This window comes from Streptomyces sp. NBC_00038 (assembly GCF_026343635.1).
Lineage (GTDB): Bacteria > Actinomycetota > Actinomycetes > Streptomycetales > Streptomycetaceae > Streptomyces.
Genome location: NZ_JAPELQ010000003.1, coordinates 37,101 through 55,424 on the forward strand (window position 1 = coordinate 37,101; position 18,324 = coordinate 55,424).

14 protein-coding genes are annotated in these 18,324 nt (G+C 71.7%); 6 read left to right on the top strand and 8 right to left on the bottom strand.

Going from position 1 to position 18,324, the window contains the following annotated elements; translation table 11 throughout:
* The first annotated feature begins 54 nt into the window (after window positions 1–54).
* Both OG219_RS47815 and OG219_RS47820 read left to right on the top strand, forming a co-directional pair.
* On the top strand, window positions 55–843 hold the full coding sequence (locus OG219_RS47815; protein WP_266838192.1) for a response regulator transcription factor: 789 nt from the start codon (window positions 55–57) through the stop codon (window positions 841–843).
* Window positions 840–1,499, top strand: a complete 660-nt coding sequence (locus tag OG219_RS47820; RefSeq protein ID WP_266838090.1) for a sensor histidine kinase KdpD — start codon at window positions 840–842, stop codon at window positions 1,497–1,499. Before OG219_RS47815 ends, OG219_RS47820 begins: the two co-directional genes overlap by 4 nt.
* Before the next feature lie 46 nt (window positions 1,500–1,545).
* Here the strand turns inward: OG219_RS47820 and tnpB are convergent, their stop codons facing one another.
* Both tnpB and OG219_RS47830 read right to left on the bottom strand, forming a co-directional pair.
* Window positions 1,546–2,997, bottom strand: coding sequence for an IS607 family element RNA-guided endonuclease TnpB (gene tnpB / locus OG219_RS47825; RefSeq protein WP_266838092.1), 1,452 nt, complete (start codon window positions 2,995–2,997; stop codon window positions 1,546–1,548).
* The gene (locus OG219_RS47830) at window positions 2,994–3,569 is read right to left on the bottom strand and encodes an IS607 family transposase (protein ID WP_266838094.1); all 576 of its coding nucleotides are present in this window, start codon (window positions 3,567–3,569) and stop codon (window positions 2,994–2,996) included. The genes tnpB and OG219_RS47830 overlap by 4 nt, the downstream gene beginning before the upstream one ends.
* Before the next feature lie 250 nt (window positions 3,570–3,819).
* Between OG219_RS47830 and OG219_RS47835 the strand changes: the two genes are divergently transcribed.
* From OG219_RS47835 to OG219_RS47845, 3 genes are all read left to right on the top strand, one after another.
* On the top strand, window positions 3,820–6,201 hold the full coding sequence (locus tag OG219_RS47835) for a LuxR C-terminal-related transcriptional regulator (protein ID WP_266838096.1): 2,382 nt from the start codon (window positions 3,820–3,822) through the stop codon (window positions 6,199–6,201).
* Window positions 6,198–7,844 (top strand): AMP-binding protein, encoded by a 1,647-nt coding sequence (locus OG219_RS47840; protein ID WP_266838098.1) that lies wholly within the window; start codon window positions 6,198–6,200, stop codon window positions 7,842–7,844. The genes OG219_RS47835 and OG219_RS47840 overlap by 4 nt, the downstream gene beginning before the upstream one ends.
* 68 nt (window positions 7,845–7,912) lie before the next feature.
* The gene (locus OG219_RS47845) at window positions 7,913–8,410 is read left to right on the top strand and encodes an NUDIX hydrolase (protein WP_266838100.1); all 498 of its coding nucleotides are present in this window, start codon (window positions 7,913–7,915) and stop codon (window positions 8,408–8,410) included.
* Between the two features lie 48 nt (window positions 8,411–8,458).
* On the opposite strand, the gene OG219_RS47850 is transcribed toward OG219_RS47845, so the two are convergent.
* From OG219_RS47850 to OG219_RS47865, 4 genes are all read right to left on the bottom strand, one after another.
* Window positions 8,459–9,862: an MFS transporter gene (locus OG219_RS47850; protein ID WP_266838101.1), complete on the bottom strand. Its 1,404-nt coding sequence runs from the start codon at window positions 9,860–9,862 to the stop codon at window positions 8,459–8,461.
* A 153-nt stretch (window positions 9,863–10,015) separates the two neighbouring features.
* Complete coding sequence (locus tag OG219_RS47855) at window positions 10,016–11,287, bottom strand: cation:proton antiporter (protein WP_266838103.1); 1,272 nt, start codon at window positions 11,285–11,287, stop codon at window positions 10,016–10,018.
* A gap of 340 nt (window positions 11,288–11,627) precedes the next feature.
* A complete protein-coding gene (locus OG219_RS47860) occupies window positions 11,628–12,683 on the bottom strand; it encodes a 2-oxoacid:ferredoxin oxidoreductase subunit beta (RefSeq protein WP_266838105.1) in 1,056 nt (351 codons plus the stop codon).
* The gene (locus OG219_RS47865) at window positions 12,673–14,574 is read right to left on the bottom strand and encodes a 2-oxoacid:acceptor oxidoreductase subunit alpha (protein WP_266838107.1); all 1,902 of its coding nucleotides are present in this window, start codon (window positions 14,572–14,574) and stop codon (window positions 12,673–12,675) included. The genes OG219_RS47860 and OG219_RS47865 overlap by 11 nt, the downstream gene beginning before the upstream one ends.
* Window positions 14,575–14,851: 277 nt before the next feature.
* On the opposite strand from OG219_RS47865, the gene OG219_RS47870 reads away from it, so the two are divergent.
* On the top strand, window positions 14,852–16,129 hold the full coding sequence (locus OG219_RS47870; RefSeq protein ID WP_266838109.1) for an NAD(P)/FAD-dependent oxidoreductase: 1,278 nt from the start codon (window positions 14,852–14,854) through the stop codon (window positions 16,127–16,129).
* A 77-nt stretch (window positions 16,130–16,206) separates the two neighbouring features.
* Here the strand turns inward: OG219_RS47870 and OG219_RS47875 are convergent, their stop codons facing one another.
* Window positions 16,207–16,884, bottom strand: coding sequence for a sigma factor-like helix-turn-helix DNA-binding protein (locus OG219_RS47875; RefSeq protein ID WP_266838111.1), 678 nt, complete (start codon window positions 16,882–16,884; stop codon window positions 16,207–16,209).
* 147 nt (window positions 16,885–17,031) lie between these two features.
* Window positions 17,032–17,985, bottom strand: a complete 954-nt coding sequence (locus OG219_RS47880) for an RNA polymerase sigma-70 factor (RefSeq protein ID WP_266838194.1) — start codon at window positions 17,983–17,985, stop codon at window positions 17,032–17,034.
* Window positions 17,986–18,324: the final 339 nt, after the last annotated feature.

The following is an 18,324-nucleotide window of genomic DNA, read 5'->3' on the forward strand; positions in this document are numbered from 1 at the left end:
AACCTCGCAGGAACCGGTCATGTGTACGGATTCCCTGAGAGGAGCGTGAGCGTGATGGACGTACTGGTCGTCGAGGACGATGACGGAATGGCCGAGGCACTGCAGCAGATGCTCGGTCTGCACGGCTACGGCACCCGCCGCAGCAACACCGGCACCGCGGCCCTGGCGGACCTGCCCGGCACGTCCCTCGTCCTGCTCGACCTGAGCCTGCCCGACCTGGCCGGCCACGAGGTGTGCCGGCGGATCCGAGAGGACTCCTGCGTGCCCATCGTCGTGCTCAGCGGGAGCGACCACGAACTGGACCGGGTGACGGCCCTGTACGCGGGGGCCGACGACTTCGTGCCCAAACCCTTCAACCACCATGAACTGCTCGCCCGGATCGGGGCGGTGCTGCGGCGCAGTGCCTGCTGCGGACGCCCCCCGCAGGGCGCGGCCACCGGCTCCGCGTCCGCCGCCGTGCGGGTGCCGCGCCCGCGCCGCACCGCGCCGGAGCCGGCCCCGGACGGGTCCGCGGCCGCCCAGGAGAGCAGGCTGCGCGCGGGCCCGCTGCGGCTCGAGGCGCGGACCCGCAGGGTGTTCCTCGACGAGGAGGAGATCCGCGTCACCCGCAAGGAGTTCGACCTGCTCGCCATGCTCCTGGAGGAGCCCGGTGCCGTCATGCAGCGCGAGGACATCATGGCCCGGGTGTGGGACGAGAACTGGTTCGGCTCCACCCGCACGCTCGACGTCCACGTCGGGTCGCTGCGCACGAAACTCGGCAGCACGCGGTGGATCGAGACGGTACGCGGTGTGGGGTACCGGCTGACCGTGCCCGCGGTCCTGGGCGCCGGGTCCCAGCGGTGACCGCCCGCCCGGCCGAACTCGCGGCGAGCGCCGCCCACCAGCTGCGCGGCCCGCTGTCCTCGATCCGGCTGCGGCTGCAGCTGCTCCGGGACAGCCGGCCCGACCTCGCCGAACTCCCGGCCGTGCTGCGGGAGGTGGACCGCCTCTTCGCGCTGCTGAACCAGATCCTCGCCTGGGGCGCCGCCGGGCAGAGTCCGCCCGCACCCGAACCCGTCGAGGTCCTCGACGTCGCCGCCGCCCGGGTGGACGCCTGGAGCGTGCTCGCCGAGGACCGGGACGTCCGCCTCGACCTCACCGGGACCGCCGCCACGGCCCTGCAGGTGCACGGCGCTCTGGAACACGCCCTGGACGTCCTGCTCGACAACGCGGTCAAGGCGGGCCCGCCCGGGTCCACCGTCACCTGCACCGTGCACGTCACCGGGCAGCACGTCCAGGTGGCCGTCACGGACGAGGGCCCCGGCATGACGGACGGGGAACTCGCCCACGCCGGGCGCCCGTTCTGGCGCGGGGCATCGGCGGCCGGACGCCAGGGCTCCGGGCTCGGCCTGTCGATCGCCACGTCCCTGCTCGACGCCTCCGGCGGCCGCCTCGGCCTGCACCGGTCCCCTTCAGGCGGCCTCACCGCCACCGCCGTACTCCCGTTGCCAATGCTCTAGTCGGGCATCAGTAATCTGCACATTTCGGTACAGAGGGTCCGTCTCGTCACCAGAGCGTGAGGGCTTCGGTTTGAGTACGGTCTCTCGTTTCTGTCTGCCGCTGGTGCGGCAGGGTTGCGCCACCTGCCCGCCCCGTCCCCGTCTTGCGGCGGGGGCGGGTGGCGCGGGTCTTCTGGCCGGCTCCACGAGGCTTCGGCTCCGCCTTGGCGGAACCCAGGTCTCCGGCCACTCCGGTACCTGTGTTGAGGGCCGCGAGTGCGGCCAGGTTGAGCGCGGCGTTGTCGTCCCGGTCCAGGACCAGGCCGCAGCGGTCGCACTCGAAGACGCGGACGCTGAGGGGCAGCTTGGCTTTCGCCACTCCACAGCGCGAGCATGTCTTGGACGACGGGTACCAGCGGTCGGCCACCACGAGGCGGCTGCCACGCTGGGCGGTCTTGTAGGTGAGCTGGCGTCGGATCTCTCCGAACGCGGCATCGGCGACGCGTCGGGACAGGCGGCGGTTGCGGCCCATCCCGGCGACGCTGAGGTCTTCGACGACGACTGTGCCGTACTCGGCGGCGAGGCGGGTCGTCATCTTGTGGATCGTGTCCGCGCGGAGGTTCGCCACCCGGTGGTGGATCCGGTTCCGGGCGGCGTTGGCCTTCTCCCACCGCTTTGACGCCTTCTGTCCGGTCCTGCGGTCGGGGCCCTGTCGGCGGGATACGGTCCGGCTGGTCCGGCGGAGCTGGTTGAGCGCGGCGTCCAGGTGGCGCGGGTTGGGCTCCTCGCCGATGGTGCCGTCGCTGTCCGCGTACACGGCGAGCGTCTTGATTCCGAGGTCGATGCCGACAGCGGCGTCCGGGCGGCGGGCAGGCCCGGCCGGAAGGCGCTGTTCGACCTGGAAGGACACGAACCAGCGCTCGTGCTCCAGGCGGACGGTCGCGGACAGGATCCGCAGCTCGCCCGCCTCGATGAGCGCGACCAGATCGGGGCGGTGCTCGTGCAGGCGGATCATGCCGAGGCGGGGCAGAGTGATGTGCCGGCCGTCGGGCTCGATCCGGATGACGCCGGTGGTGAAGCGGCAGGTGCGGCGGGCACGGCGCAGCGTCTTGAAGCGGGGGATGCCCATCTTGCGGCCCTTGCGTTTCCCGGACTTCGACTTCGCGTAGTTGGTGAAGGCGGCCGAAGCGCCCGCGAGTCCGGTGTTGTACGCCTCCTTGGAGTTCTCCTCCCACCAGGAGGAGAACCTGGGGTCGGTGTGCTTCTCCTCGTTGAACGCCTTCCGCAGCGCGTACAGGGAGAAGTCCCGCCACGGCGTCAGGTCGTCCTCGCCGATGCCGTAGGACTGCTCGGCCCTGCGCTGCCACCACGTGGCGGTGACCCAGCCCACAGCCCAGTTGTAGGCCGCGCGGGAGGCTCCGGTGTGCGACATCAGACGGCGGGACGCTCCGGCGCCCGGGTCCAGGGCCAGCTTGTGTGCGACGAGCTGGAAGCCGGGCTGCGCCTGGAACTTCTTCACTCGTCGGCCTCACCGGTCGCCACGGCCACCGCACGGGCGGCACGGTTCTTCGCCGCGCGCCGCCCGTACAGGCGGGCACACATCGAGGTGAGTACCTCGGTGACGTCCCGCACCAGGTCGTCAGCAGTCTCGGCGGGATCAAGGACGACCAGGCGCCGACCGGAAGCTGACAGCGCGGCCTCCAGGTACTCGACGCCGAACCGGGCCAACCGGTCACGGTGCTCGACCACGATCACGGCAGCCTTGGGATCGGCGAGCAGCCTGTGCAGCTTGCGACGCCGCCCATCCAGCCCCGACCCGACCTCGGTCACGACCCCGGCCACGGCCAGGCCGCGTTTCCCGGACTCGGTGACCACACGCGCCACCTGCCGGTCAAGGTCCGCCTTCTGGTCATCGGACGACACACGGCAGTACGCCACCACCCGCCCGGACAGCTGGACAACGGGCTCGTCGACCAGCCATGTCCCAGACGGCGCCTGGTGGACCGGGACGGGCATCTTCCCGTCCTTCACCCACCGCCAGGCGGTCTGGTAGCTCACACCCTGCTGACGCGCCCATTCCGAAAGCTTCACACGACCAAGATACGCGACTAGAGATGACTATAGATGAATAGACAATCTGTAGCAGCTGTCACCCCCTTCGGGCTGCACTGGATGTCCTCTCAGCCCCGTCTTGAGCGGCATTCGAGGCTTTCGAGCGATTCTCGAACCCCGGCTCGGCGCGACTGATGGGAAAAGCGGTCCGCGGAGTCCGGGCGCACACACCGTGGGATGTCCTGAGTGATGGCGCAAGACGGCGCCGGGCGGAGGTGCAGGGGGAAGCATGTCAGCGGATCCGTGGGCGTACCGTCCGGCGGCCGACCTGGTGGGCCGGGAACTCGATCTGATCGCCGTCCAGGGCAGGCTCCAGGATCCCGCCGTCCGGCTGATCACCCTGACCGGCGCCGGAGGGGTGGGCAAGAGCCGGCTGGCGGCCGAGGCCGCCCTCGGTGTGGGTGAGCTGTTCCCGGGCGGCATCCACACCCTCGACCTGCCCGCCTGCGTGGACCTGGAGTCGGTGCTGAAGAGCATCGACAAGACCGTGCGGGACATGACGGACCGCACGCTGCTCCTGCTCGACGGGGTCGAGCACGTCGCGGACGCCCTCGCGGTGGCGCTCGCGGGTCATCTCACGGCCACTCCCCTGCTCACCGTCCTGGCCACCGGGCAGGAGATCCTGCGGATCTACGGCGAGAACGTCGTCCCCGTGACAGCGCTGCCGCCCCCGGGACCGCTGCTCGAACCCGACGTCGCCGAAGTGCAGGACAATCCGGCCGTCCGGCTCTTCACCCGCTGCGCCCGCGAGGCCGCCCCCGGATTCGCCCTCACCGCCGAGAACGTCGAGGCGGTCGTCGACATCTGCAACCTGATCGAGGGCGTCCCGCTCGTCCTGGAGCTCGCCGCACGCCGGCTGCGCCTCTACCCGCCGCAGGAGCTGTGCGCATGGCTGCGGCGCGGCGGCGACAGCCATCTTCCGGGGCCCGTCGACGTGCCGCCGCGCCAGCGTTCCGTCCTCGCGATCGCCGAGTGGAGCTGCCGCGGTCTGAGCGCGGGGCAACGGTCGCTGCTCGCCCGGCTCGCCCTGTTCCAGGGGGGTGTCACCGTCGCGACCGCCGAGAAGGTCTCGCCGCTCACCGCGGCGGAGACCGCCGTCGCCCTGGAGACCCTGCTCGACCGCGGCCTGCTCACCCTGGCGGAGAACCCGCACACCGACAGCCGGCTGATGATGCCGCGCACCGTCCGCGCCTACGGTCTCGCCCTGCTCGAGGAGGCGGGCGGACAGCGGGCCCTGGCGGCCCGGCAGGCACACGCCCGGTTCTACCAAAGGCTGCTGCCCGCCCTGGAGGGCCGCTTCCAGGGCTCCGAGCAGCAGCGCTGGCTCCGGGTCGCGGTCGCCGAGCACGACAACATCCTCGCCGCCCTGCACCACCTCGAGAACAGGGACAGAGACAGGGACAGAGACGGGGATGGGGACGGGGACGGCGCGGACGAAGGAGACGGCGAGGGGAGCAGGGCGCGCGGCCGGGGCGGTCCGGTGCGGCCCGGCCGGCCCGCGGCGCTGCTCGACCGGGCCGCGCTGGTCACCGCCTGTCTGCAGCCCTGGCTCGTGCGCGGTGAACTCAGGGAAGGGCTGCGCTGGTTCGACTCCACCGGACAGGCCCTGCAGGCGGGCGACCACGCGGAGGACGAGGAGGGGCTGCGTACGCGTGCCCGCCTGTACTCCGGCGCCGGCGTGCTGGCCACGGCCCTGGGCGAGAACGACGGGGCGGCGCACCGCCACCGCCGTGCCGTCGCCCTGTACAAGCGGCTGCGCGATCCGGGGGCGGGTGCCCTCGCCACCGCCCGTATGGGGCACGTGCTGTTCCGCTGCGGCGACCGGTCCGCGGGCCGGTCCCTGCTGTCCGCCGCCCGTGCCACCCTCGACGCCCAGGGCGACACCGCCGGATCCGCCGAGGCCGCCGCCGCACTGGCCGAAGTCCTCCTCGCGAGCGGCGAGTCGGAGCAGGCGCGCGTCCTGCTGGAACGGGCCGGCCGCATCCAGCGGCACAGCGGCGCCATCCGCGATCTGGCCCGCACCGTCCGCGTCGGCGCCCAGCTCTCCCTGCACGAGGGTGACGAGGACGCCGCCCGGTCGGCGCTCAGGGAGAGCATCGGACTGTACGAGTCGATCGGCGAGCGCACCGAACTGCCCGCCGCCCTCGACACGTTCGCCCTGGCCGTCCTGGAGCCGACAGGCCAGCTCCAGCGCGCCGTCCGGCTGCTCGCCGCCTCCCAGGCGCTGCGGACCCGCACCGGGGTGGGCGTCCCGGGCGAGTGCAAGGACCGGCTGCGGGCCGCCGTCGACGAACTGCGCCGCCGGCTCGGCGGGACGGTCTTCGCCACCGCGTGGGTCGAGGGCCTGCGGCTGCGCCCGGAGGCGATGGCCGCCGAAGCGCTCGCCGCGGCCGAGCCGGGCCGCTCCGACGAGCGCGGTGACAGCACCGCGCTCACCCCGCGCCAGCTGCAGGTGGCGCTGCTCGTGGCCGAAGGACTGACGAACCGGCAGATCGCCGACCGGCTGGACATCGCCGAGTGGACGGTGGTGAACCACGTCCGCAGCGTGATGCGCAAGCTGGGCTGCGGCTCCCGGATCCATATCGCCTGGGCCATCGGCAGGAGGCAGTGAGGGCGGCCCCGCTGTACCGGTCCCCGGGCGCGCCGCCCCCGCCGCGGCGGCCCTCCCCGGCCGACGGCGAGCTGCCGCTCGCGGGCCGGACCGGCGCCCTGCGTCCGCCGGCCGAGGTCACGCGGGCCTTTGTGGAGCGGGGCTGGTGGCGGACCGAGACCGTGCTGCACGACCTGTACCGCGGTGCGGCACGGCACCCGCACCGCACCGCGGTCGTCTCCCACCGGGCGCACCGGCCCGCCGCGAACCGCGTGATCCGCATCTCGTACGGCCAACTCGCCGCCTGCACCGACCGTTTCGCGCACGCCCTGGACGCGCTCGGCGTGCGCCCCGGTGACCCGGTCGCCTTCCAGCTGCCCAACCGCTGGGAGGCGGTGGCGCTGCTGCTGGCCTGTCTGCGCACCGGCGCCGTGGCCGTCCCCGTCCTGCCCGGATACGGTGCCCGCGATCTGGAGGCCGTGCTCCGTGCGGCCGCTCCCCGGCTGTGCGTCGTACCGGACCGGTGGGAGGGCACCGCACCCGCCCGGATCCTCGCCGAGCTCGTGCCCCGGCTGCCCTGGCTGCGCCACCGGGCCGTGCTCGGTGACACGGTGGACCGCGGTGCCGTCGATTTCGTCACCCACTTCGTGCACACCCCGCACGAGCGCCACCGGCCCACCGGGTGGCTGCCGCTGCCGCCCGCTGCCGCCGACCGGATCTGTCTGGCGGTCACCTCCCTCGGTCTGCGCGCCGCGCACAGCATGGCCCTGCACACGCCCAACTCGCTGTACGCGGGCCTGCCTGCCTCCGGCGGGCCCGGGCAGGCCGACTTCTCGGCGCTGCCGCTGGCCTCGTTGCCTTCGCTGCTGCACGCGGTGATCGGACCGCTCTCCCGCGGGGGCACGATCGTGCTCCAGGACCTCTGGGACCCCGAGGCCGCTCTCGCTCTGATGGCCGCGGCAGGGGTGCGCCGTATGTACGCGACGCCCGCCCAGTGGGCGGAGCTCGTCACCGTGCAGCACCACCGGCCGCGGCCGGTGGGCGAGCTGAGCGGCGCCTTCACCTCCGATCCGGCGGGCACCTCCGCCGCACTCGTCCAGCAGGTCCGGGCGACGCTGGGGGTGGAGCTGCGGGCCCTGCCCCAGCCCGCCGCCCACGCCGGGCGGGAGGGTGCCTTGGGCGCGGACGGGCCGCACCGGCTGTGGCCGCGCGGGCCCGCCTCACCGCTCGCCGTGTGGCGGCGCGGGGGCGGCGGTCTCGGCCTGACCTGGGAGCAGGACGGCGGATCCGGAACCGGTGACGGGGTGGATCTGGACGAGGGCGGGCATCCGCGGCTGCGCACCGAGGAGGTCGGCGGGGTGTTCCTGGTGCCGGTCACCGAGATCGAGGAGCTGCTGCTGGGCCATCCCCGGGTGGCGGAGGTCGCGGTCGTCGCGTGCACCGATGCCCAGCACGGCGAACTGGCCTGTGCCGTGGTGGTCCCGGACGGGACCCCGCCCACGCTCCGCGAACTGCGCGACCATCTGCTCGGCCGGGGCGTGCCGCCCGCGCATCTGCCCGCCGAGCTGGTCCTCATGGGCGGCCTGCCCCGCACCGAGACCGGCGAGCCGCACCGCAGGAGCCTGCAGGACACCCTCGCCCGCCGGCCGGCCCAGGCGGCGTGAACGAGCGGGCCCGGGGGCGCCGACGCTCCTGGAGCCCGGCTCTAGTTCGCCCTGCGATCGTGTGGCCCATGGGAGAATTGGTCGAACGCGTTGACGAACGCGATGAAGTGCTGGCCGTGGTGGACCGGGACGACGCGATGCTGCACGGCTGGCGGCACCGGGTGGCGGGCATCCTGTGCCGTGACACCGAGGGGCGGGTTCTCGTGCACCGCCGTCCCGACGACGTGCCGCGCTTCCCGGGACAGTTCAACTGGCTGCTGGGCGGCGCCGCGAAGGTCGGCGAGTCGTACGAGGACGCCGCCGCGCGGGAACTGTCGGAGGAGCTGGGTGTCCGGGGCCGGCCGCAGCTGGTGCTCAAGTACCGGTGCACGGGCCCGTACTGGCTCGCTCTGCACGAGATAGTCGTGAGGGGCCCCTCGCGGCCCGATCCCTCGGAGATTGCCTGGCACGACTGGCTGACGGAGCACGAACTGGCCGAGCTGGTGGATCACGAGGCGTTCATCCCGGAGGCCCGTGAGGCGTTCGACCGGTACAACTTCCCGCCCCGGCCGCCGAAACCCCGGTGAGCCGCCCGCTGGTTGGCGTCCCGGGACGCCAACCAGCGGGCGGCACGGTCACGCCTGCTCGGAGGCCAGGGCCGGAGCCGGCTGCTCGTGCGCCGGGGCCGGCCGGGGAGCGGGGTACGACTCGCTCGGGCGCACCTGGCTGCGGGCGCTCAGCCGCACCGCGGCCAGGATGCAGATCCCGACCGGCACGATGAGGACGAGCAGGACGGTGCCCAAACTCCAGCCCGCGTCGACCATCAGGCCGCCGCACAGACCGCTGGCCACGGGCCCCAGCTTGCCCGCGGTGTTCGCCCAGCTCACTCCCGTGGCGCGGGCGGACGGCGGGTAGGCCACCGCGGCGATCGTCTGGAGCACGGAGGCGGCCGCCGGAAGGCAGAGCCCGAGGACGAACGTCACGGCGAGCAGCGCGGTGAACTCCTGGGCCCACAGGGCGGCCGCCGTGAAGCTGAGGGCGGTCGCCGCCCACAGCGCCGACAGCACCCGGAACCGGTCGACGTGCTTGAGGACGAAGGACACGGAGATCTGTCCCGTCAGGCCGCCCCAGCCGAACGCCGCGACGGCCATGGCGGCCTGTGCGGCCGTCAGGCCCATCCGCTCGACCAGCAGCGGAAGGTAGGTGATGATCAGGGCGCCCATGCCCTGCGCCAGGAAGAAGCTCAGCCACAGCAGGGCGGTGGTGCGCGCGAAGTCACCGGACACGACGACCTTCGACGCGGGCTTCGGCTGCCGCCGCACCGTGCGCCGGCCGCAGTCCACATGGGACACGTCCCGGCCCGCGACGGCGGAGAGGGCCTCGCGCACCTCGGCCGCGGACCGCCCGCGGGCGGCGAGCACACTGACGGACTCCGGGACGAACCGCAGGACCGCCGGGATCAGCAGCAGCGGAGCGAGCCCGCACACCGCCATCAGCACGGGCCAGCCGGACACGGGGATGAGGGTCGAGGCGAGGACGCCGCCGACGGTGATACCGGCCGTCACCCCGGCGAACGCCAGCGCGACCATCTGCACCCTGCGCTGGGCGGGTATCCAGTCCGCGACCAGGGCGATCACGGTCGGCAGGATCGCGCCGAGCCCCAGGCAGGCCACGACCCGCAGCGCGGCGAAGGCGACGACGTCGTGGGTGAGTGCCATGCATGCCGTGCCCAGTCCGAAGACGGCGATGCCCGTAACGGTGACGCCCCTGCGCCCGTAGCGGTCGGCGAGCGGGCCGGCGGTCGCACTGCCGACGATCATCGCCAGAACACTGACCGTCGCGATGACGGTCACGGTGCTCAGCTCGGTGCCCCAGTCGTCCACGATCCGGGGGTAGACGAAGGCGACGACGGTGGAGTCGAGTCCGTCGGCAAGCATCATCAGCAGGCCCAGCACCACGATGAGCCACTGCCTGCGGCTCATCGGGTGCTGGTCGATGAACTCCTGCGGACTGGGGGACGGCGGAGCGTCCGTGGCCATGAGCGGCCCCTTTCGTTGGGAAGGTACGGGGAAGAACCGCAGGCGCGGGCACCGCACGGGAACGCGTGGGGCGTCTGCGCGAGGGGACGATCGACGGACGGATGGAGCGGGACGCAGGGGCCACGGCGCGGCGCCGGGGCCGGTCCGCGAGGTCTAGGCGGCCTTGCCCGCGGTGCCTGCCAGGCGTGCGGGGACGTCGCGGTCGTGGGGGCGGTCGCCGTCCGTGGGCCGGCCGATGATCCACGTCAGCAGCGGGCCCGCCATCGCGGTCGTGACCACGGCCATCACCACCATGAGCGAGTAGAGGTCCTGTTCGAGGAAGCCGAGTTGCAGGCCGACGTTCAGGACGATGAGTTCGGTCAGGCCGCGGGTGTTCATCAGGGTGGCGAGCGCGGCGGACTGCCGGACCGGCATCCGGTTGAGGCGGGCGGCGACGTACGCGCCGGTGAACTTGCCGCCGATGGCCACCAGGAGGATCAGCACCAGCGCGCCCAGCCCGGCCGTGCCCACTTCGGAGAGGTCGACCTTCAGGCCGGCGACCAGGAAGAACACCGGCAGCAGCAGCATGCCGTTCATCTGCCCGAGGCGGTCGTGCACTTCGGTGCGCAGCTGCTCGCTGCCGGTGCGCGGGAGGATCAGGCCGAAGAGGAACGCGCCGAAGATGTAGTGCAGGCCGACCCACTCGGTGGCGGCGGCGGACAGCAGCAGGCCCGCCAGGATGCACGCGAACACGGTCGGGGTGAGCCGCAGCGTCGGCCGGCCGGCGGCGAAGCGGTGCAGCAGGGGGCGTACGACGTACAACATGCCCACCAGGAAGGGGATGGCGAGCAGGATGCGCCACTGGTCCGGGCCGGCCGAGCCGCTGAGGGCGACGACCGTGGCGAGCAGGGTCCAGGCGAGGACGTCGTCGATCGAGGCGCAGGCCAGGGCCACCACGCCCAGCGGGGTGCGGTTCATGCGCCGGTCGGTGAGGATGCGCGCCAGCACCGGGAACGCCGTGATCGACATGGCGATGCCCATGAAGAGCATGAACGCCGTCCGGTCGCCGGTGCCGTAGTCGTCCATCAGGTAGAGCGCGAGGAGCGCGCCGAGACCGAACGGCAGCAGGACGGAGCTGAACGACACGGACGCGGCCAGGCTTCCGCTGCCCCGGATCATCGCGGCGTCCCACTCCAGGCCGACGATGAACATGAAGACCGCGACACCGACCGCGGCCAGGGCGGCGAGCAGGGGCCGGATGTCGCCCGGGAAGAGCGTGTCGGCGATGGCCCCGTGGAACAGGGTCGGTCCCAGCGCGATACCGGCGAGGACTTCACCGATCACCGCCGGCTGGCCCAGGCGCCGGGCCAGCGCGCCCAGCAGGCGGGCCAGGAGCACCATGACGGCGAGGCCGACGAGTAGTGACGTGGTCTGATGCGTATCCATGACATCCGTCTCCGTGAGATGCGGTCCGTCCCGCGCCCCGGTGCGGTGCACGGGGGCGCGGGCGGGCAGGCCCGCAGGCGGCATGAGAGGGAAACCCGGACGGCGGAGCGTCATGTGTGGTGCCGGCCCGCTGCCGGGCGCCGACCGCGGTCCGGAGCGCCGCGAGTGCGGGCTTCCGGCTGCGCTGCGGTGCCGTGGGCCCCTGGATGGGGCCCCGAACAGCATTTTTCTGCCACCGGCTCGAGGGAGAGCAGCGTCCGCTTCGAGTGAGTACTGAGCGAGTACTGAGGGCCTCTCAGCCGCCCCTGGACGTCGTGTGCGGCCGCCGTGGATACGGCGGTTACAGGCCCTGCCGATCCCGTCGGGCCCTGTGGCCGGCGACGGTCCAGGTGTCGCCGCCCGCGAGCAGTGCTGCCAGATCGCCCTTGCCGCTGTGTTCGGTCGCGGCGTCGAGCTGGTCGGCCATCTGGGTGTCGTAGACGGGCCGGCCGACGGAGCGCAGGACGCCGATGGGGGTGTGGTGCAGGGTGTCGGGGTCGGCGAGGCGGGAGAGGGCGAAGGCGGTGGCCGGGGACGGGGCGTGGGCGTCGTGGACGAGGATGTCGGCCTCGTTGCCGGGGGTGACGCCGACGACCTCGAGGTCGCCGGTGGACCGGTCGCGTACGACGCCCTTGGCCAGGTCGGTGCCGAAGCGGATCGGCTTGCCGTGCTCCAGGCGGATCACGGCTTCCTGGGCCTGTTGCCGGTCCTTGAGGACCTCGAAGGCGCCGTCGTTGAAGATGTTGCAGTTCTGGTAGATCTCGACGAGGGCGGTGCCGGGGTGGGCGGCGGCCTGGCGCAGTACTTCGGTGAGGTGCTTGCGGTCGGAGTCGACCGTGCGCGCGACGAAGGAGGCCTCGGCGCCGATGGCGAGGGACACCGGGTTGAAGGGCGCGTCCAGGGAGCCCATCGGCGTCGACTTGGTGATCTTCCCGACCTCGGAGGTGGGCGAGTACTGGCCCTTGGTGAGGCCGTAGATACGGTTGTTGAAGAGCAGGATCTTCAGGTTGACGTTGCGGCGCAGGGCGTGGATGAGGTGGTTGCCGCCGATGGACAGCGCGTCGCCGTCACCGGTGACCACCCACACGCTCAGGTCCCGTCGGCTGGTGGCCAGTCCGGTGGCGATGGCGGGGGCGCGGCCGTGGATGGAGTGCATGCCGTACGTGTTCATGTAGTACGGGAAGCGGGAGGAGCAGCCGATCCCGGAGACGAAGACGATGTTCTCCTTCGCCAGGCCCAGTTCCGGCATGAAGCCCTGGACCGCGGCGAGGACCGCGTAGTCACCGCAGCCGGGGCACCAGCGCACTTCCTGATCGGACTTGAAGTCCTTCGGCAGGAGCTTGAGTTCAGTTGCCATGCTGTGCCTCCTCCAGCGCGCGGGCCAGCTGTTCGGCCTTGAACGGCATTCCGTCGACCTGAGTGAAGGGCACCACGTCGACCAGGTACTTCGCGCGCAGCAGCATCGCCAGCTGGCCCAGGTTCATCTCCGGTACGACGACCCGCTCATAGCGCTTCAGGACGGTGCCGAGGTTGGGGGGGAAGGGGTTGAGGTGGCGCAGATGGGCCTGCGCGATGGACTCCCCGGCCGCCCGCAGCCGGCGCACGGCGGCGGTGATGGGGCCGTACGTCGATCCCCAGCCCAGCACCAGGGTGCGTGCCTCGTGCGGGTCGTCGACCTCGACATCCGGCACGTCGATGCCGTCGATCTTCGCCTGCCGGGTACGGACCATGAAGTCGTGGTTGGCGGGGTCGTAGGAGATGTTGCCGGTGCCGTCCTGCTTCTCGATGCCGCCGATGCGGTGCTCGAGGCCCGGTGTTCCCGGGATCGCCCACGGGCGGGCCAGCGTCTGCGGATCCCGCTTGTACGGCCAGAACACCTCGCTGCCGTCCTCCAGGGTGTGGTTGGGCCCCTGCGCGAACTGCACCGTCAGATCCGGCAGTTCGTCGGCCTCCGGGATCTGCCACGGCTCGCTGCCGTTGGCCAGATAACCGTCCGACAGCAGCATCACCGGCGTCCGGTACGTCAGCGCGATCCTCGCCGCCTCCAGCGCCGCGTCGAAGCAGTCCGCCGGCGTACACGGGGCGATCACCGGTACCGGCGCCTCACCGTTGCGTCCGAACATCGCCTGCAGCAGATCCGCCTGCTCGGTCTTGGTCGGCAACCCCGTCGACGGGCCACCCCGCTGAATATCGATCACCAGCAGCGGCAGCTCCAGCGACACCGCCAGCCCGATCGTCTCCGACTTCAGCGCCACCCCCGGACCGGACGTGGTCGTCACCGCCAGCGACCCGCCGAACGCCGCGCCCAGCGCGGCACCGATGCCGGCGATCTCGTCCTCGGCCTGGAAGGTGCGGACGCCGAAGTTCTTGTGCCTGCTCAGCTCGTGCAGGATGTCGGACGCCGGCGTGATCGGGTACGAGCCCAGGAACAGCGGGAGGTCCGCCTGCCGGGACGCGGTGACCAGCCCGTAGGACAGGGCCAGGTTCCCGGAGATGTTGCGGTAGGTGCCGGCCGGGAACGCCTGCGCGGCCGGCGCGACCTCGTAGGAGACCGCGAAGTCCTCCGTGGTCTCACCGAAGTTCCAGCCCGCCCGGAACGCCGCGACGTTCGCCGCCGCGATTTCCGGCTTCTTCGCGAACTTGGTCGTCAGGAACTTCTCGGTGCCCTCGGTGGGCCGGTGGTACATCCACGACAACAGGCCGAGCGCGAACATGTTCTTGCTGCGCTCGGCCTCCTTGCGGGACAGGTCGAAATCCTTCAGCGCCTCGACGGCGAGAGTGGTCAGGGGGACACGGTGGAGGCGGTAGGCGTCCAGCGAGCCGTCCTCCAGCGGGTTCGTGGCGTAACCGACCTTCTGCATCGCCCGTTTGGTGAACTCGTCCGTGTTGACGATGATCTCCGCGCCGCGCGGCAGATCGCCGGCGTTGGCCTTCAGCGCCGCCGGGTTCATCGCGACCAGGACGTCGGGGGCGTCGCCGGGGGTGAGGATGTCGTGGTCGGCGAAGTGCAGCTGGAAGGACGAAACGCCCGGCAGGGTGCCTGCGGGCGCCCGGATCTCGGCGGGGAAGTCCGGAAGGGTCGACAGATCGTTGCCGAAGGACGCCGTCTCGGAGGTGAAACGGTCACCGGTGAGCTGCATGCCGTCGCCCGAGTCGCCCGCGAACCGGATGACCACCCGGTCCAGCCGGCGGACGTCCTTGGCGGGGGTGGCGCCGCTTCCCGCGGGCGCGATGGATTCCACAGACATACGTGTCGGCTCCTGCCGGTCCGGCGATCGGTGCACGCGGTGCTGGGCGCATCGCGGCTGTGGCCGGAGGCTAACGGGGCACGGTGGAGGGCCACTTGTGCCGGACGGCGGTGTACTGCCGGCCGGCCCCGACGTTCAACAGCGACCCGGATTACTGAGCAATCTCGGCGATGACACGGCCTGATCAAAACCTGCACTCTGGTCCGAAAGCGCGCTTTGCGGGAGCGGGGGAAATCTGCACGCGACGCGCGGAAGCCGAAACTGGGGAAGGTAACGGATGTCGTCCACTCTGCTTGGGATTTCTGACGATTACGACGTCATCGTCATCGGCGGCGGGCCCGCCGGTGCGACCACCGCGGCGCTTCTCGCCCAGCGCGGCCGCCGCGTTCTCGTGTTCGACCGTGAGCGATTCCCCCGGTATCACGTCGGGGAATCCCTCATCCCCGGATTCATGATCCCCATGGAGGAACTCGGTCTGACCGAGCGCATGGAGACGAGGGGATTCGAGCGCAAATACGGCGGCACTCTGGTCTGGGGCAACAACGAGATCCCGTGGAACTTCTCGTTCAGCACGGGCGGGCGTATCCCGTACGCCTATCACACGCGCCGTGCCGACCTGGACACGATGATTCTGGACCGGGCGCGCGAACTGGGTGCCACCGTCGTGGAAGAGGCGACGGTGAAGGACACCATCGAGGAGAACGGCCGCGTCGTCGGCGTCAAGTACGCCGTGCGCGGGCTCGACGGAACCCATGAGACCAGGGCGTCCCTGGTCATCGACGCCTCCGGCCAGGCCCGGGTGATCGGCCGGAAGTACTCCGACGTCAACTGGCACGACCAGCTGCAGAACGTCGCGGTGTGGACGTACTTCGACAACTGCCACCGGCTGCCCGGCGACGAGTGGAGCAACATCCTCATCGAGGGCATCCAGGAAGGATGGTTCTGGGGGATTCCGCTCGACAAGGGCGTGTTCAGCGTCGGTTATGTGACGCGTTCGGCCACCGCGAAGGCGACCGACCAGTCCCTGGAAGAGCTCTTCCACTCGGAGATGGCGCAGACCAGCAAGCTCAAGGAACTCCTCAAGGACGCGCACCAGACCGCCGGTTTCCGCACCGCGCGCGACTGGTCGTACACCAATGAGCGTTTCTACGGAAACGGCTGGGCGCTGGTCGGCGACGCCGCCGCTTTCGTGGACCCGCTGTTCTCCACCGGAGTCGCACTCGCGACGATGGCGGGCAGCGCGCTGTCGAAGATAGTCGACACGATCATCGAGCACCCGGAGATCGAGGAGAAGGCACTCGACCGGTACGCCACCGCCTACCAGGACTTCTTCAGCGACATCCGGGTATTCGTGGAACACTTCTACGACCGCTCGAAGACCAAGGGCTTCTACTTCAATCTGGCGCAGGAAATCACCGACCCGGAGAAGAAGAACGACGCCCAGGTGGATTTCGTCAAGCTGGTCTCCGGACTCACCGGAAATCACCAGCTGTTCAACCTGACCTTCGACGACCTCATCGCGGACGCCACGGCCCCGGCCACCGCCGGCAACTGACGGCCGGAACGGGAACACGGGAACGAGGATGCGGCAGTCGCCGGGAGACGGCGGCTGCCGCACTGCGTGGGCCGGGTTCAGCCGGCCGCGGGAGCGTCCGCCGCCGGACCCCGGGATTCGTCCGGCGGGGTCAGCCAGCGGATCGTCTGGATCCGCCCGTCGAAGACGTCGAGCGACAGCTCACTGAGGACCCTGCCCGTACGGTCGCGGAAGATCGCGCCCGGGCGGCGGTTCACCTGCTGCGACTCCATCGTGACGCCGATACGGAGCAGCGCCGGGACGATCGCGACGAGTGCCCGGGCCACCTGCTCCGCGCCGTCGATGCGCCGGGGCCACGGCAGGGCCCTACCGCCGCCGCTCATCATCGACACGGCGGCGGCGAGCCGGCGGCACGCCGCCGGCGAGCACCCCACGGCCGACGCGATCTCCGGCAGGCCGCATCCGAAGATCTCCCGCAGCACGAAAACGGCACGCTCCAGCGGGAACAGACGCTCCAGCAGGAGCACGGCGGCCGTCGACAGCGGCTCGGGAAGCTTCTCGGGCCGCATGCGGTCCGCGCGCAGCGCGTCGACCGCGATCCACGTCACCGTGGACGTCAGGAACTCCTTGTCCGGGGCGGGTTTCGCGGGTTGGGCCGCGTAGCGCAGCCAGGTCTCCTGCACCGCGGCCGCGGCCTCGGCCTCGCTGCCCAGGATCCGGTGGGCGATCGAGAACAGCAGGGGCCGCAGCTCCTCGAACTCCTCAGTCCGGCCCACGCCAGCTCCTCCCTGAGTCCAGAGCGCCGCGGCGGGCAGCGCGATGCCGGCCGGGCTCCGGCTCGCCGTGGGTGAGGTTTCCCCGTGGTCCTGGGCAGGCGGTCGCCATGTCGCGACCACGGGGGGCCGCTGCCTGGTCTCTCCTGGTCAGTCCGCGGACCGTCGCGCCCGGTTCGCCTCGCGGTTGACCGCCCAGGCGTCGGCGACCGGACCCAGGTGTCCGAGCTTGTCCGGATTGCTCACGGAGCGGATCGTCTGGATCTGTCCGTCGAGTACGTCGAGCGCCCAGGTGTTGAGCACTTTGTCGTCCCGGTCGCGGAAGATCGCGCCGGGCTGGCCGTTCACCTGGTGCGGCTCCACGGTCACGTCGACCCGCATGAGCATGGGGAGGATCGTGGCGAGCAGCCGTGCCACGGTGTCGCCGCCGGTGACGACCTTGGCCAGCATCGGGACCTTTCCGCCGTCGTCCCCGATCAACTGCACGTCGGCGGCGAGCAGTTCCCGCAGCCCCTCGACGTCGCCCTCCTTGAGGGCGTCGAAGAAGCGTCCGGCGAGTTCCTGCCGTTCCTGCAGGTCGGCCTCGAACCGGGGCCGGCCCTCGTCCATGTGCCGGCGGGCCCGCACCGCGAGCTGGCGGCAGGCCGCCTCCGAGCGGCCCACGGCCGAGGCGATCTCCGGGAAGCCGAAGAGGAACACCTCCCGCAGCACGAAGACCGCGCGCTCCAGCGGGGACAGCCGCTCCAGTAGCAGCAGGGCCGCCATCGACAGCGAGTCGGCCAGTTCCGCCGACCGGGCCGGGTCCTCGTAAGGGTCGGTGAGCAGCGGTTCGGGGAACCAGTGGCCGACGTACTCCTCGCGCTGGACACGGGCCGAGCGCAGCGTGTCGATGGAGATCCGGGTCACCGTGGCCGACAGGAAGGCCTTGAGGGACCGGGGTTGCGTCGAGCTGGTCTGGTAGCGCAGCCAGGTCTCCTGCACCGCGTCCTCGGCCTCGCTCACGCTGCCCAGGATCCGGTAGGCGATCGAGAACAGCAGGGGCCGCAGGTCCTCGAACTCCTCGGTCCGGCCCGCGCCGGTTCCTCCTGGGAGCCTTGGCCCCACCGGGCCGGCCGCGCGGGGGGTCGTTTGGGCCGTGGTGCTCCCCGGGGAGGCGGCCCGCTCGCCGGCCGGGGCCTCTTCGTCGTCGACGACGTCGACCACGCTCAACCGGCGTGCCGTCGTCCGCTCTTCCGGATCCAGCGGGTCCTCCTCGGTCTGCGCCCATCCGCCGTCGCGGATGCCGTGTGTGGTCCCGTCGCTGTGACACGGGCCGGTCGTTCCCCGTCGGTGGTGTCCTGGTGGACGCGGCGTGCACGGCCCGGGCGGCGCGAGGAGAGGGAAGCGGGGAGGACGGGACGGGGGGTGACCGCCCTCCCCGCCGGCTGGTGCGCCGGGGTGTCC